14 protein-coding genes are annotated in these 13,084 nt (G+C 67.9%); 8 read left to right on the plus strand and 6 right to left on the minus strand.

The window, feature by feature from the left end; translation table 11 throughout:
* Positions 1-38 precede the first annotated feature (38 nt).
* Complete coding sequence (locus SH203_RS09890; RefSeq protein WP_087120771.1) at positions 39-413, plus strand: hypothetical protein; 375 nt, start codon at positions 39-41, stop codon at positions 411-413.
* Positions 414-437: 24 nt separating this feature from the next.
* Here SH203_RS09890 and SH203_RS15650 read toward each other — a convergent pair whose 3' ends face one another.
* On the minus strand, positions 438-596 hold the full coding sequence (locus SH203_RS15650; protein ID WP_200808893.1) for a hypothetical protein: 159 nt from the start codon (positions 594-596) through the stop codon (positions 438-440).
* Positions 597-819: 223 nt separating this feature from the next.
* Here SH203_RS15650 and SH203_RS09895 point away from each other — a divergent pair, with 223 nt between their 5' ends.
* The 4 genes from SH203_RS09895 to SH203_RS09910 all read left to right on the plus strand — a co-directional run bounded on the left by SH203_RS09895 (position 820) and on the right by SH203_RS09910 (position 5,862).
* Entirely contained in the window at positions 820-2,415 is a 1,596-nt protein-coding gene (locus SH203_RS09895; RefSeq protein ID WP_200808894.1) for a hypothetical protein, read from the plus strand.
* Positions 2,416-2,446: 31 nt separating this feature from the next.
* Entirely contained in the window at positions 2,447-4,078 is a 1,632-nt protein-coding gene (locus SH203_RS09900) for a peptide chain release factor 3 (protein ID WP_087120772.1), read from the plus strand.
* A 96-nt stretch (positions 4,079-4,174) separates the two neighbouring features.
* A complete protein-coding gene (locus SH203_RS09905; RefSeq protein ID WP_087120773.1) occupies positions 4,175-4,519 on the plus strand; it encodes a hypothetical protein in 345 nt (114 codons plus the stop codon).
* Between the two features lie 119 nt (positions 4,520-4,638).
* The gene (locus SH203_RS09910) at positions 4,639-5,862 is read left to right on the plus strand and encodes a hypothetical protein (protein WP_087120774.1); all 1,224 of its coding nucleotides are present in this window, start codon (positions 4,639-4,641) and stop codon (positions 5,860-5,862) included.
* A gap of 9 nt (positions 5,863-5,871) precedes the next feature.
* Here the strand turns inward: SH203_RS09910 and cysQ are convergent, their stop codons facing one another.
* Positions 5,872-6,717 carry a 3'(2'),5'-bisphosphate nucleotidase CysQ gene (gene cysQ / locus SH203_RS09915; protein ID WP_087120775.1) on the minus strand — a complete coding sequence of 282 codons (846 nt, stop codon included), beginning with the start codon at positions 6,715-6,717 and terminating at the stop codon, positions 5,872-5,874.
* Positions 6,718-6,813: 96 nt separating this feature from the next.
* Between cysQ and chpT the strand changes: the two genes are divergently transcribed.
* The 3 genes from chpT to SH203_RS09930 all read left to right on the plus strand — a co-directional run bounded on the left by chpT (position 6,814) and on the right by SH203_RS09930 (position 8,768).
* Positions 6,814-7,485, plus strand: a complete 672-nt coding sequence (gene chpT / locus SH203_RS09920; protein WP_087120776.1) for a histidine phosphotransferase ChpT — start codon at positions 6,814-6,816, stop codon at positions 7,483-7,485.
* A gap of 93 nt (positions 7,486-7,578) precedes the next feature.
* Positions 7,579-7,956, plus strand: a complete 378-nt coding sequence (locus tag SH203_RS09925) for a response regulator (RefSeq protein WP_087120777.1) — start codon at positions 7,579-7,581, stop codon at positions 7,954-7,956.
* Entirely contained in the window at positions 7,953-8,768 is an 816-nt protein-coding gene (locus tag SH203_RS09930; protein ID WP_087120778.1) for a protein-glutamate O-methyltransferase CheR, read from the plus strand. Before SH203_RS09925 ends, SH203_RS09930 begins: the two co-directional genes overlap by 4 nt.
* Before the next feature lie 24 nt (positions 8,769-8,792).
* Here SH203_RS09930 and cckA read toward each other — a convergent pair whose 3' ends face one another.
* The 4 genes from cckA to fliQ are packed head-to-tail and all read right to left on the minus strand — an operon-like array spanning position 8,793 to position 12,987.
* Complete coding sequence (gene cckA / locus SH203_RS09935; protein WP_087120779.1) at positions 8,793-10,829, minus strand: cell cycle histidine kinase CckA; 2,037 nt, start codon at positions 10,827-10,829, stop codon at positions 8,793-8,795.
* 51 nt (positions 10,830-10,880) lie between these two features.
* On the minus strand, positions 10,881-11,957 hold the full coding sequence (gene flhB, locus SH203_RS09940) for a flagellar biosynthesis protein FlhB (RefSeq protein WP_087120780.1): 1,077 nt from the start codon (positions 11,955-11,957) through the stop codon (positions 10,881-10,883).
* The gene (fliR, locus tag SH203_RS09945) at positions 11,950-12,723 is read right to left on the minus strand and encodes a flagellar biosynthetic protein FliR (RefSeq protein WP_087120781.1); all 774 of its coding nucleotides are present in this window, start codon (positions 12,721-12,723) and stop codon (positions 11,950-11,952) included. The genes flhB and fliR overlap by 8 nt, the downstream gene beginning before the upstream one ends.
* Positions 12,724-12,987, minus strand: a complete 264-nt coding sequence (gene fliQ / locus SH203_RS09950) for a flagellar biosynthesis protein FliQ (protein ID WP_017505641.1) — start codon at positions 12,985-12,987, stop codon at positions 12,724-12,726.
* Between the last annotated feature and the right edge of the window lie 97 nt (positions 12,988-13,084).

A 13,084-nucleotide genomic window follows, 5' to 3' on the forward strand; every position in this document is an offset into this window, starting at 1 on the left:
GGACGACATCGCGTCCGGCCCGGTCGAGTGCTTTTCCGATGCTGTTTCTTCTGAACGACGTGGTGTTCGACCTGGACGAGGCCTGCCCGGTCACGGCCGCCGACACGCGCCGGTTCGAGAAGCTGTCCTTCGACTATGTGCTGGAACTGGGCTGCGAACTGTTCGCCGAGGACCCGATGCTCCACCGCAACGATCCCCAGCGCGCGCGTCGCCTGGCCTGGCTGATCGCCGAACGCAGCCCGGACGTGAACGCCGCCCTGTTCGCCGCCCCCGCCGTCGCCTGCGATCCCGATCTGGTCGAACCGCGCTTCTGCGCCCTGCCCGACCTGGTCATGCATCAGCTCCAGGCCAAGGGCCGTCGCCTGAACGCCGTCGCCGCCGACCGCGCCGTCTGGAACCGCATGGCCGCCTGAGATCGGTTCCCTAAGACCCTCTAATCACATCACCGCGTTGAACACGATGTGTACGACCGTCGCCGTCGCAATGATGAAGCCGAAGCCGATCGCAAGTCCCAGGGCCGGATGCAGAGGTCGGCGCAGGGCGTTACGGTCGGCGCGAATGTGGGCGATGCGGTCTTGAGGATGGATCACAGCCATCGTTCGTTTCCTTTCCCTATGATCCCGGACAAATCCGGGCGAGGGCGTCGAACTCTGTCGGCCCGATCAGCGCCTCGAACCCGACCATGACTCCAATAGTCCCTGCTGACGAGGGGTTATTTGATCTGGCGCAACATCGTGATCCAGCGATTTCGCCCACTTCGAACTTTACTCGCCGGCACAACCCTTGCGATCATGAGGCCTAAGCGGGGTGGGATTATTCATGAGGCGTCTGATCGGGACCGGCGTGGCGGCGGTCGTTTTGGGGCTGTCGGCCTGGGCGACGCCCAGGGCCGCACATGCGGACTGGCTGCGCGCGGAAAGCGAGCGGTTCATCGTTTACAGCGATAGCGGCGAGCGCGCCTTGCGCGACTACGTTCAGAAGCTGGAAATGTTTGACCGCGTCATGCAATTCCGATCAGGCCTCCCAATAACGACGGAGCCGCCTCGAAAACTTCCCATCTATCTGGTCAGGGGAAGAGGCGCCTTGTTGCGCGTTCATCCTCAAAGCGGCGAAAACGTCGTCGGCACCTACTTCCCGACCGAAGAAGACATCTTCGCCGTCGCCATTCGCGGCGATGGAAACGGCATATCAGGCGACGAAGTGTTGATGCACGAGTATGCTCACCACTTCATGTTGGGGAATTTCCCCGGATCTTATCCGGCGTGGTTCGTCGAAGGCTTCGCCGAATATTATGCGACGGCGGAAATCGACGTGCGAGACCGCGAAGTCACGCTCGGCGGCTTCAACCAGAACCGCGCCTATTGGATCATGGCGGAGAGCTGGATTCCTCTGGAAGTGCTGTTGACGAAACGTCCTGGCGAAATCCGAAACTCAAGCCAGCGCTCAACCTACTATCCCATCGCCTGGCTGCTTACGCATTGGTTTTACAGTACGCCCGAACGACTTGAGCAGTTGCAAACCTATCTCACGACCGTCGCCGACGGGGAGGATTCCATCGCCGCGATGCAACAGGCGACGGGCATGACCTTGGAGCAATTGCGCGCCAGCCTGCGGCGCTATACGCGCGAACGGCTGACGCGCACCAAGATCAGCGGCCAATTCCCCACGGCGGAGATCGTGGTTGAACGTCAGTCACAGGCTGCGGACGATCTATTGTTGATCAACCAGCGCCTGAAGATTGGTGTGCCGAACAGTGACCGTCAGGCGCTTGGCCAGGAGGTCGCCCGACTGGCGACCCGACATGGCGACGATCCATTGGCGCTGCTCGCCACCGGCCACGCCGGTCTGCATTTCGGTGATCGCGCGGCTGGCGAGCGGGCGCTTCAACGCCTTCTGGAGATCGATCCTGACAATGTAGAGGCCTTGCAGTTTCTCGCCCAGGAACGATTGAAGCAGGCGCGAGAGGCCGAAGACGATGATGAGACCGTGCGCCTTCGCGGTCAGGCGCGCGCTTATCTGGCCCGCGCCTATGAGGTTGGCCAGAACGACTACCGCACGCTGATGCTGCTGTCCGAATTGCGTCGGACGCAGCCCGGTTATCCCAACGAGAACGACATTCTGACGCTGGGATTGGCGTTGGACCGCGCGCCTCAACTCGCCGCCATTCGGTTCCCCTACGCAAACGCGCTGGTCGAAACCGGAAAGAGGGATGAAGCCGTAGCCGCGCTTAACCCCCTGGCCAACAATCCGCATGGCGGAGTGGCCTCGACCCTGGCGTCGCGCATGATCGCGGCCATCGAAAACGGACAGGCTCTGCCGACGGTCACGCAAGACGCCGCGCCCCCCCAGATCAGCGAACCGGAGGAAACGCCGGAAACGCCACCTGAATCCACTCCCAAGCCCGCCAGCGAGTGACTTTCGGCGCGCGGCGGGGTAGTCGCGCGCCATGTCCTCATTGACCCTGCCCGAAGAAGCCGCGCGCCGGCGGACGTTCGCCATCATCGCCCACCCGGACGCCGGTAAAACCACCCTGACCGAGCATATCCTCTTGGCCGGCGGCGCCATTCGCGCGGCCGGCGCGGTGCGGGCGCGGGGCGAGAACCGCCGGACCCGTTCGGACTGGATGAAGATCGAGAAGGAGCGCGGGATTTCCGTCAGCGCCTCGGTCATGACGTTCGAGCACGACGGCAAGATGTTCAACCTGCTGGACACGCCGGGGCACGAGGACTTTTCGGAAGACACCTATCGCACCCTGACCGCCGCCGACTGCGCCATCATGGTGCTGGACGCCGCCAAGGGGATCGAACCGCAGACGCTGAAGCTGTTCGAGGTCTGCCGCCTGCGCGACATTCCGATCATCACCTTCATCAACAAGCTGGATCGCGAGGCGCAGGACCCGATGGCCCTGCTGGACGACATCGCATCGCGCCTTCAGCTGGACCCCGCGCCGATCTGGTGGCCGGCCGAGAGCGGCAATCGCCTGCGCGGCATGGTCGAGGTCGGGACCGGCCGCTTCCAGCCCTATACCCGCAAGGCCGCTGGCTCGGCCGAAGACCCCGAACACCCCGCCGCCCTGCCGCTGGATCAGGCGGCGCAGTATTTCGAGGCGGGCGAGCAGGATAATCTGGCCGAGGCCGTCGAACTGGTCGAGGGCGGCTATCCGGCGTTTGACCGCAAGGCCTTCCTGGAAGGGCATATGACGCCGGTTCTGTGGGGTTCGGCGCTGCGCCACTTCGGCATCGACGAACTGCTGAAGGCCATCGGCGACTGGGCTCCGGCGCCCAAGGTCATGAAGGCCAGGAAGGAATCCCCGCCCGAGACCCGCAACGCCCCCGCCCCCGTCGAAACCGAGGTCGAGCCGGGATCGAACGAGGTCACCGGCTTCGTCTTCAAGGTCCAGGCGAACATGGACCCCAACCACCGCGACCGGATCGCCATGTTCCGCATGGCGTCGGGCGCCTTCAAGCGCGGCATGAAGCTGAAGGTGCAGAACACGGGCAAGTCGTTGTCGGTGAACGCCCCGATCATGTTCTTCGCCTCGGACCGCGAACTGGCCGACGACGCCTTTGCGGGCGATGTGATCGGCATTCCGAACCACGGCGTGCTGCGCGTCGGCGACAGCCTGTCGGAAAGCGGGGTGGTGCGGTTCGCCGGCCTGCCCAACTTCGCGCCGGAAATCCTGCAACGGGTCCGGGTCAAGGACCCGCTGAAGGCCAAACACCTGAAGAAGGCGCTGGAGGGTCTGGCCGAGGAAGGCGTGACCCAGCTGTTCCGGCCCGAGATCGGATCGGACTTCATCGTCGGCGCCGTGGGCCAGCTGCAGTTCGAGGTCATGGCCGACCGACTGGGCGAAGAATACGGTCTGGACGTCGTCTTCGAACCCAGCCCCTACGCCGAGGCGCGCTGGATCGGCGGGACGGAGGCGGACGTCGAGGATTTCTCGGGCAAATACCGACCCCAGATGGCCCGCGACATCGACCAGGCCCCGGTCTTCCTGGCCAAGTCCAGCTGGGAGACCGGCTATGTCGGCGAGCGTTTCCCCAAGATCGCCTTCACCAAGACGCGCGAACGCGGCTGAGATCGGGCTGACCGGCCCACGGCGCCGCTTCGGACTTTATTCGGCCCCGCGTCTGGGCCATGGTCGGATGTCGGGCGCATCCGCGCCGAAGGACCGATGCCCTTGCTGTTCGCCCTAACCAGCGCCGCCCTGATGCTGCAGGCCGCACCGTCCGTGGTGTTGATCTCCTATGAGGAGGCCGTGCGCTGCGCGGGCCTGACCCAAGCGGCGTCGGAGCTGGAGGGCGGCGAAAGCGCTCAGGGACGCAGGCTTTACGATGCGGCGCTGTACTGGTCGCTGGCGGCGATGCAGGCCGCGACCGTCGCCGGCAAGCCCGCCCCCGCCGCAGAGGCCGACCAGACCCGCGCCCGCATCGCCGCCGTGCGCCAGTTGAGCGGCGATGCGACCCAAGCCAGGGCGACCCTGCAACGCTGTCAGCAGAAGACGCCGAACCTGGGCTGAGGCCCGCGCCCGCACCTGTGGATAAGCCGAAGCGAACCGCTTTGGCGGCGCTGCGTTTGCATTGGACGCTGCAAGCGACGCAGTCTGCGTCCCGAAGCGGGATTACAGAGGTCCAGCGCATGTTCGAATTCGGCCGCGATCTTCGAAAACTCTTCGCCCAGGCGCGAGAGAGCGAAGATTTGGGCTGGGTCGAGCTGATCGGTCCCGACCTGCTACGGGCGGAGGCGTTGCGCGAGTCCATCGATGCGGGTCGGGTGTCCTGCAACCGCCCGTTCGAGACCGAACACCGGGCCGCCGCCCTGTGGCGCGAACATGCCCGGCGGACGGGCGCCGCCGAAAGCCTGGACCGGGCGGACCGCTGCGCCGATAGCCTGGCGCGCGCGGCGTCGACCGAGGATCAGACGGCCCTGGCGGCGGCGGACGGCGCGGCGGCGGTCCTGCTGCGGTTCGACCTGTGCGGCGGCCCCGAGCGGCTTGACCGCGCCCTGGCGCTGCTGGCCAGCGTTCGCCGCCCGCGCGGGCGGCAGGCGGCCTCGACCTTGGCGGCGATCCATGCCCGGTTGAAGGCCCGCACGGCGCGGCTGGCCGGGGATATCGACAGTCTGGTCGAGGCCGGCGGCCTGATGGAGGCGGCGGTTCAGGGCGATGCGGCCAACGATCTGGACCTGAGGATGGATCACGCCGCTCTGACCCTGGAAACGGGCGTGGCGCGGCGTGACGTGCGCCTGCTGGACCAGGCGGGTCGCAGCCTGGGCGCCTTGGTCGAGACCGCTTCTCCCGATCACCGGCCGCTGACGCGCGCGCGGGCGCTGGCGCTGTGCGGCGCCGGTTTGTCGGCCTTGGCCGCCATAGCGGGACATCAGGCGGCGCGCGCCCAGGCGCGGACCATGTTCGACGCCGCCGCCGACCAGTTCACCCCGGATCACAGTCCCCTGGACTGGGTGGCCATCCAGATCCTGCGCGCCGGCGACGAGGCGCAGCCGCTGATGCTGCTGGCCCAGGCGGAAAGCCTGACCCAGGGCCGCGATCTGGCGCTGGGGGCCGTGGTGCGCGAACGGCGGATCACCCGCGAGGTCGCCCTGGCCGAGGCGGTCGGCGACCTGGCGGCCCTGATGACGCTGGAGACGCGGTTGCGCGCCCGGATGTCGGAGGCGACGCCGCTGGACTGGTCCGCGGACCAGATCGGCATGGCCGAGATTCTGCTGGCCCGCCGCCGGCTGACAGGCGCCGAGGCCGGCGGTCTGGGGCTGATCCTGGGCGAGGCGGCGATGACGGCGCGCGAACGGGGCGTCGATGTCCTGGCCGAACGGGCGGAAGGTTTGCTGGCCAGCGCGCGGAACTAGGAGCGCGCCTCAGCCGCCCATGGCGACGAAGGGGCCGTTGAGAAATCGGGGCTTGCCGTAGCCCAGCCGCTGACCGTCGTCGGCCAGAACGCGACCGCCGGCCGCCTCCAGAACCGCCTGACCCGCCGCCGTGTCCCATTCCGAGGTCGGGCCGGTGCGGGGATAGGCGTCGAACCGTCCCTCGGCGATCAGGCAGAATTTCAGCGAGGAATCCGTACCCTGCCAGCGGGTGCAGCCGTGGCGGGCGGCGAGACGCGCGGCCTCCTCGTCGGTGACGCTGTGGCTCAACAGGGCCAGACCGTCGCGCGGACGGTCGCGCACGCGAATGGGGCGCCAGTCCTCGCCGGCATGGGCCTCTCCGGCCTGAAGGGCGCCGAACTGACGCCGGAAGGCGCCGCCCTCGGGCCTGTCGGTGCGCCAGGTGGTCGAGGTCGCCGGCGCCGTCACCACGCCCGCGACCGGATAGCCGGCGTGCATCAGGGCGATGTTGACGGTGAAGGCCTCGCCCCCGCGCACGAAGCCGCGCGTGCCGTCCAGCGGATCGATCAGCCAGAACCAGTCCTCGGCCGAGGCGGGCGCGCCGTTGGCGGACACCGCCTCTTCGGCCACGGTCTGGACGCCGGGATAGGCGGCCGCCAGCCGCTCCAGGATCAAGGCCTCGGCGGCGCGGTCCGCCTGGGTGACGGGGCTGTCGTCGGACTTGGTCTCGACCGCCGTTCCGGCCCGCCAATAGGGCAGGATCAGCCGGGCGGCCTCCTCCGCGATCTCGGCGATGGCCAGGGCGAGGGCGCCCGATTTCAGATCGCGTTCGAGATCGACGTGGACGGGGGCTGTGATGGAGGAGGCGGTCGTCATTGGCGGGTCGATAGACCATCCGGGCGGTTCCATGAACCGGCAAATCACGTCAACTTCGCGCGCGACCCGAACTGTGATCCGAGCAACCCAGCCGCCATGACCCTGACCGACGACGCCGACGCCGCGCCTCTCGACCTTCCCGTCGATGGAACCGAACTGGCCACCTATGTCGCGGCCAAGCTGTGCCATGACTTCATCAGCCCGTCGGGCGCCATCGTTTCGGGCCTGGACCTGATGCAGGACCCGGCGGCCCAGGACATGCGCGACGACGCCCTGGCCCTGATCGAACAGAGCGCCCGCAAGATGGTGGCCCTGGTCCATTACGCCCGCGTGGCGTTCGGCGCCGCCACCACCAGCGAACGGTTCACCGCGCGCGAGCTGGAAAGCCTGCTGGTCGGCATGACCCAGGGCGGTCGGGCCACGATGGACTGGCGGATCGCGGACGGCGAATTCTCCAAGCCCCAGGCGCGGGCCCTGACCAATCTGGCCTATCTGACCGCCGGCGCCCTGCCGATGGGCGGTTCGGCGGTGATCCAGTCGCGGATCGAGGACGGCTTCCTCTATCTGGAGGGTTTCGCCGAGGGCGCCCGCGCGCGGCTGAAGCCCGAGGCGGCGGTGGGTCTGGCGGGCGAGCGCCTGACCGAAGGCTTGGCGGGCCAGTGGATTCAACCCTATTGGCTGTGGCTGACGGTGACGGAGGCCGGCGGCGCGCTGCACGTCAAGGTTGAGGACGGCAAGGTCGCCCTGGTGGCCCGAATGCCCGCCTGAGGCCGTTCCCAAACGACTCGTTAACTGGCATCAGGGCAATGATCGTCCTGAACATCCCGGGGCGAACCCTGTCGCAGCATCAAGGAGAGGGCCATGAATTTTCGAACCTGCCTGATCGTCGACGACAGCCGCATCATCCGCAAGGTCGCGCGTCGGGTCATCGAGGGCCTGGGCTATGAGGTCGACGAGGCCGCCGACGGCGCCGAGGCCCTGGCCTATTGCATCGGCGCCATGCCCGATGTCGTCCTGCTGGACTGGAACATGCCGGTGATGGACGGGATCACCTTCCTGCGCCGCCTGCGCGCCACCATCGGCGGGGACCGGCCCAAGGTGCTGTTCTGCACCATCGAGACCCGACCCGAGCGGATCGCCGAGGCCCTGGCCGCCGGGGCCGACGACTATGTGATGAAGCCGTTCGACGGCGAAATCCTGCAGTCCAAGCTGATGGAGGTCGGAGCGATCGCCGCATGACGCCGGACGATTTCGACAAGCTGCAATCCCTTCTCGCCACCCGCGCCGGCTATCGCCTGTCGCGGGATCGCATCCACCTGGCCGAACACCGGCTGGGGCCCGTGGCGCGGCGCGAGGGATACGCCAATGTCGAGGCGCTGCTGGCCAATCTGTGGGCCAATCCGGTCGCCTCCCAGGCCTGGGCGGTGATCGAGGTGCTGCTGAACGTCGAAACCTGGTTCCGGCGCGACCGCGAGCCGTTCCGCATCCTTCAGGCCGAACTTCTGCCGGCCCTGGCCAAGGCGCGCCCCGACGGGCGGGTCAAGATCTGGTCGGCGGGCTGCTCCACGGGCCAGGAAGCCTGGTCCATCGCCATGGCGGCGCTGGAGACGGACACCGCCGTCGACCTGATCGCCACCGACCTGTCGCAACGCGCCATCGAGAAGGCCCGCTCGGGCCTCTATACCGGCTTCGAAATCCAGCGCGGCCTGACGGCGCGGACCATGCTGCGCTGGTTCGAGCCGATGGAGGACCAGTGGATCGTCAAGGCGGAGCTGGCCGACGCCGTGCGGTTCGGACGCGCTAATCTGCTGGACGAACCGACCGACGACGCCCGGTTCGACGTCATCTTCTGCCGCAATGTGCTGAGCGACATGGAGCCGGCGCGGCGCGCGCGGCTGCTGGACGGGCTGGAGCGGCGGCTGGTGGACGACGGCTGCCTGTTCCTGGGCGCCGACGAGCGTCTGGAAGGCGAGACGGTGGCCTTCCGCCCCGTCAACGGCCGCCGGGGCCTGTACGTCAAGGCGCCGTCCGCCCTGCGCCGGGCCGCCTGACCCGGACGACGCCCGCCGCCGCCGTCAGGCCGCGTGCAGCTCCTGCTTCACCCGCTCGGCCAGGGTCTTGATGTCCAGCGGCTTGGGCAGGAAGGACACGCCCGTCTCGTCCTGCAACAGGTCCGAGAAGTCGCTTTCGGCATAGCCGGAGATGAACATGACCGGCGCATCGCCCAGATAGGGCCGCGCCTTCTTCAGCAGCGACGGACCGTCCAGGCCGGGCATGATGACGTCGGAGATCATCATGTCGATCTGGCCGGCGTGTTCCTCGGCCAGCAGCAGGGCCTCCTCGCCATCCGCCGCCTCGATCACCTCATAGCCGCGCTGGCGCAGAAGGCGGGCGGCGATGCCGCGCACGGCGTCCTCGTCCTCGACGAACAGGATGCGGCCGGCGCCGGACAGGTCGCGCGGCGCCTTGGCCTTGACCTCGACCGGCTGAACCTCGGCCAGTTCCGCCTCGCCGGCGGCCGGCAGGAACAGGCGGAAGGCCGCACCGGCCCCCTCGACATTGCTGACCGCGATATGGCCGCCCGCCTGCTGGGCGATGCCATAGACGGTGGCCAGGCCCATGCCGGTGCCCTCGTTGACCGCCTTGGTGGTGAAGAAGGGCTCGAAGATCTTGTCCAGCAGTTCGGGCGGCACGCCGGGGCCGGTGTCGGACACTTCGATCAGGGCGACCTCGCTGGTCGGGGCGTCGGCCCAGCCCAGGCCACGCGCCTCCTCGGCGGTCAGACGCCGCGTGGTGATGGTGACGACGCCCGATCCCGGCTCGACCACGCCGCGCATGGCGTCGCGGGCGTTGACCGCCAGGTTCATCACCGCCGTCTCCAGCTGGGACTTGTCGGCCAGAACCACCGGCAGGTCGCGGCCGTAGTCGGTCTCCAGCCGCACGTCCTCGCGCAGCAGCCGCCGCAGCAGGATGGCGAACTCGCCCACCAGTTCGCCCAGGTCCAGCCGCTCGCGCCGCACCGTGGACTTGCGCGAGAAGGCCAGCAGCTTCCTGACCAGATCGGCGGCACGAATGGCCGTCTGGCGGATTTCGTTCAACCCTTCGTAGGACGGATCGCCGACCGGGTGGCGCTCCAGCAGGCCCGACAGCTGAAGCTGGATCGCGGTCAGCAGATTGTTGAAGTCGTGCGCCACGCCGCCGGCCAGCTGGCCCACGGCCTGCATCTTCTGGGCCTGGTTGAGCTGAAGCTCCATCGACTTCTGCGACGAGACGTCGAACAGCCAGATTCGACGGCGCTCGCCCTCGGGCGCCACATACAGATGCAGCATCTTGTCGGGATAGGCGCGCGCGACCAGTTCGACAGGCCCCGACGATCCGGCCGCCAGCTTGGTCCGCGCCTCGGCCACGCCCGAGGGATCGAACAGATGGCCGAAGGCGGCGTCGCGCGCGGCGGCCGGGCCGGTCAGGACGGCCAAGGCCGGATTGGCCTCTTCCGCCCGCCCGGCGAACAGGTCGTCGCCGCCGATCACGGCCGAGCCGAACGGCGCCCCGGCGGCCATGGCGCGGGCTTCCCCGGTCACGGCGGCGACGGGCGACGGCAGATGGGTCGAGGCGATGGGTAGGACCGCGTCGGGCGCCGCCCGCATCAGGAACCGCCCCTCTCCGACCCGGCCGATCACCACCTCGACCTCGCGCTGGCCGATCAGGACGATGGCGCGGCCCGGCTCGCCCTTCCGCGCCTGGGCGAAGGCCATGTAGAGGGCTTGGGCCGACTTGCCGCGCGGCAGGGCGGTGGTGGAGCCGTTGGCCTCGGCCCAGGCGGCGTTGAAGGCCAGTATCTGTCCCGAATCCCACACCAGGGCCGCCGGTTCGGCCATGGCGTCCAGCATCTCTATGGCCGCGTCGCCGTTGGATTTGGCGTTCGCCGCCCGCCGGAAGCCGAACAGGCCGATCAGGGAAATCGCCCCCACCGTCAAAATCAGCATCAGCCCCGGCGCCGAGGTCGGATTGTCGCGAAACGCCGGATAGGCCAAGGCCGCGATCGCCACGACGACGCCGAACGCCATCACGGCGGACAACAGATCGAACGGAGAGCGGCGGGTGGACGTCATACGGCCTCGCGAATCAAGCACTTCATCATACGCTCAAATCCTGACGCCGCCTTACCGGCGCGCGCGCGACTGGAAGACGAAGCCGATGATCTTGGCGGCGGCGTCGAAATGCTCGCGCGGAATGACCTCGTCCACATCGACCGTCGCATAGAGGGCGCGGGCCAGGGGCACGTTCTCGACGATCGGCACCCCGTGTTCGGTCGCCACCTCCCGGATACGCATGGCCAGGGCGTCGACGCCCTTGGCCACGCAGACCGGCGCCCCGTCGCCCTGATCCGGCTCGTAGCGCAGGGCCACCGAATAGTGGGTCGGGTTGGTGACGATGACCGTGGCCTTGGGCACATTGGCCATCATCCGCTGGCGGCTGCGCTGCATGCGAATCTGCTTCAGCTTGGCCTTGACGTGGGGGTCGCCCTCGGACTGTTTGAAGTCCTCCTTCAGTTCCTCCTTGGTCATTCGCATCCGCTTGGCGAAGCGCATCTTCTGCCAGATGAAGTCCGCCCCCGCCGTCGCGCCCAACAGGATAATGGCCGAGACGAACAGCGAGATCGCCATGTCCCGCGCCAGCGGCAGGATGGCCAGGGGGCTGACGGCGACCAGGTTCTCGAACTCGCGGGCGTGGGGCTTCAGCACCATCCAGCAGACCACGCAGACGGCGACCAGTTTCAGGAAGGTCTTGAGGAACTGCACCAGACCGTCGGGACCGAACAGGCGTTTGAACCCCTGCATCGGACTGATCGCCGACCATTTGGGCTTGAGCTTCTCGGCGGTGAAGACCAGACCCGACTGGGCCAGATTGCCGCCCGCGCCGCCGACGATGGTGGCCAGCATGACGGCCCCCAGGAAGGGCGCGACGGCCCAGACGGCGCGCACCATGATCTGGTTGCCCGCGCCCGAGTTCAGCGTGCCCAGCATCTGATGCGGGGCGGCGATGAAGGGCAGCATCTGTTCGGCGATGGACGAGGCGAACCAGCCGCCGGTCATCAGGATCACCGCCGCCGCCCCGGCCAGGGACAGGACCTGGGCGACGTCCGCGGATTTGGCGACGTCGCCCTTCTTTCGCGCGTCCTCAAGCTTTCGCGGGGTCGCCTCTTCGGTTTTCGACTCGGGATCGGCGCCTTCAGCCACCGGCGCCTCCCATCACGAAATACTCCGCCAGACGACGGTAGCGGTCGATGAAGATGGTCCCCAGCGCCCCCAGGCTCAGGGCGAAGATCGACAGGCCCAGGATGACGCTGAGCGGGGCGGCGGCGAAATAGACCTGAAAGGCCGGCATCACCCGCGCCACCAGACCGGACGCTAGGTTGAAGATCAGGGCGAAGACCAGAACCGGGGCCGCCAGCTGGACGCCCAGCATGAAGCTGTCGCCCAGGGTCCGCACCGCCATCTGGGTGAAGTCGGCCATGATCAGCGGCTTGGCCGGAGCGATCAGCTGATAGGACCCCACCATGCCGGCGATGAACAGATGATGGGTGTCGGTGGCGAACAGCAGCGTCACACCCAGCAGGGTCAGGAAGGCGGCGATGGTCGTGCCCGGCTGCGCCTGCATCGGGTTGGCGGTCTGGGCGAAGCTGAGGGTGGTCTGCAGCGACACGATCTCGCCCGCCGTCGACAGGGCGCTCATGAACATCCGCATCAAGAGGCCGATCATCAGCCCGACCACCACCTCGCGGATGATCCAGCCGACCATCAGCCCCATGCTGTCGGGCAGGCCCGGCAGCGAACCGCGCACCACCGGCCACAGGGCCAGACTGACGACCAGGGCCAGCGACAGCCGCACGCGCGGCGGCACATAGGCTTCGCCGAAGCCGGGGATCAGCATCAGGATCGCCGCGATCCGGGCGAAGATCAGCCCCCCGGCCCAGACCTGATCGGCAGTGGCGTAAGCCTCCACCTACATCCCCGCGATACGGGCCGCGATCTGACGCATGAAGCCGCCCAGCAGCGCCCCCATCAGCGGCAGGAACAGGATCAGCGACACGAAGATGGCGATGATCTTGGGCGCATAGATCAGGGTCTGCTCCTGAATCTGCGTCAGGGCCTGGAACAGGCCGATCACCACGCCGACCACCAGCCCGACCAGAAGCACCGGCAGGCACAGCTGGATCGTCAGCCAGATCGCGTCGCGTCCGACGTCCAGAACTTCCGCGCCGTTCATCGGCCTGCGCTCCCAAAACTCACTGGGCAGAAAATGCCGATAGGATGGTTAACAGGCCGCTAACCCGCGCCTTCGCGACGCAGACCCTCCCCTTCCG

The sequence above is a fragment of the Brevundimonas sp. SH203 genome (assembly GCF_002157625.1).
GTDB lineage: Bacteria > Pseudomonadota > Alphaproteobacteria > Caulobacterales > Caulobacteraceae > Brevundimonas.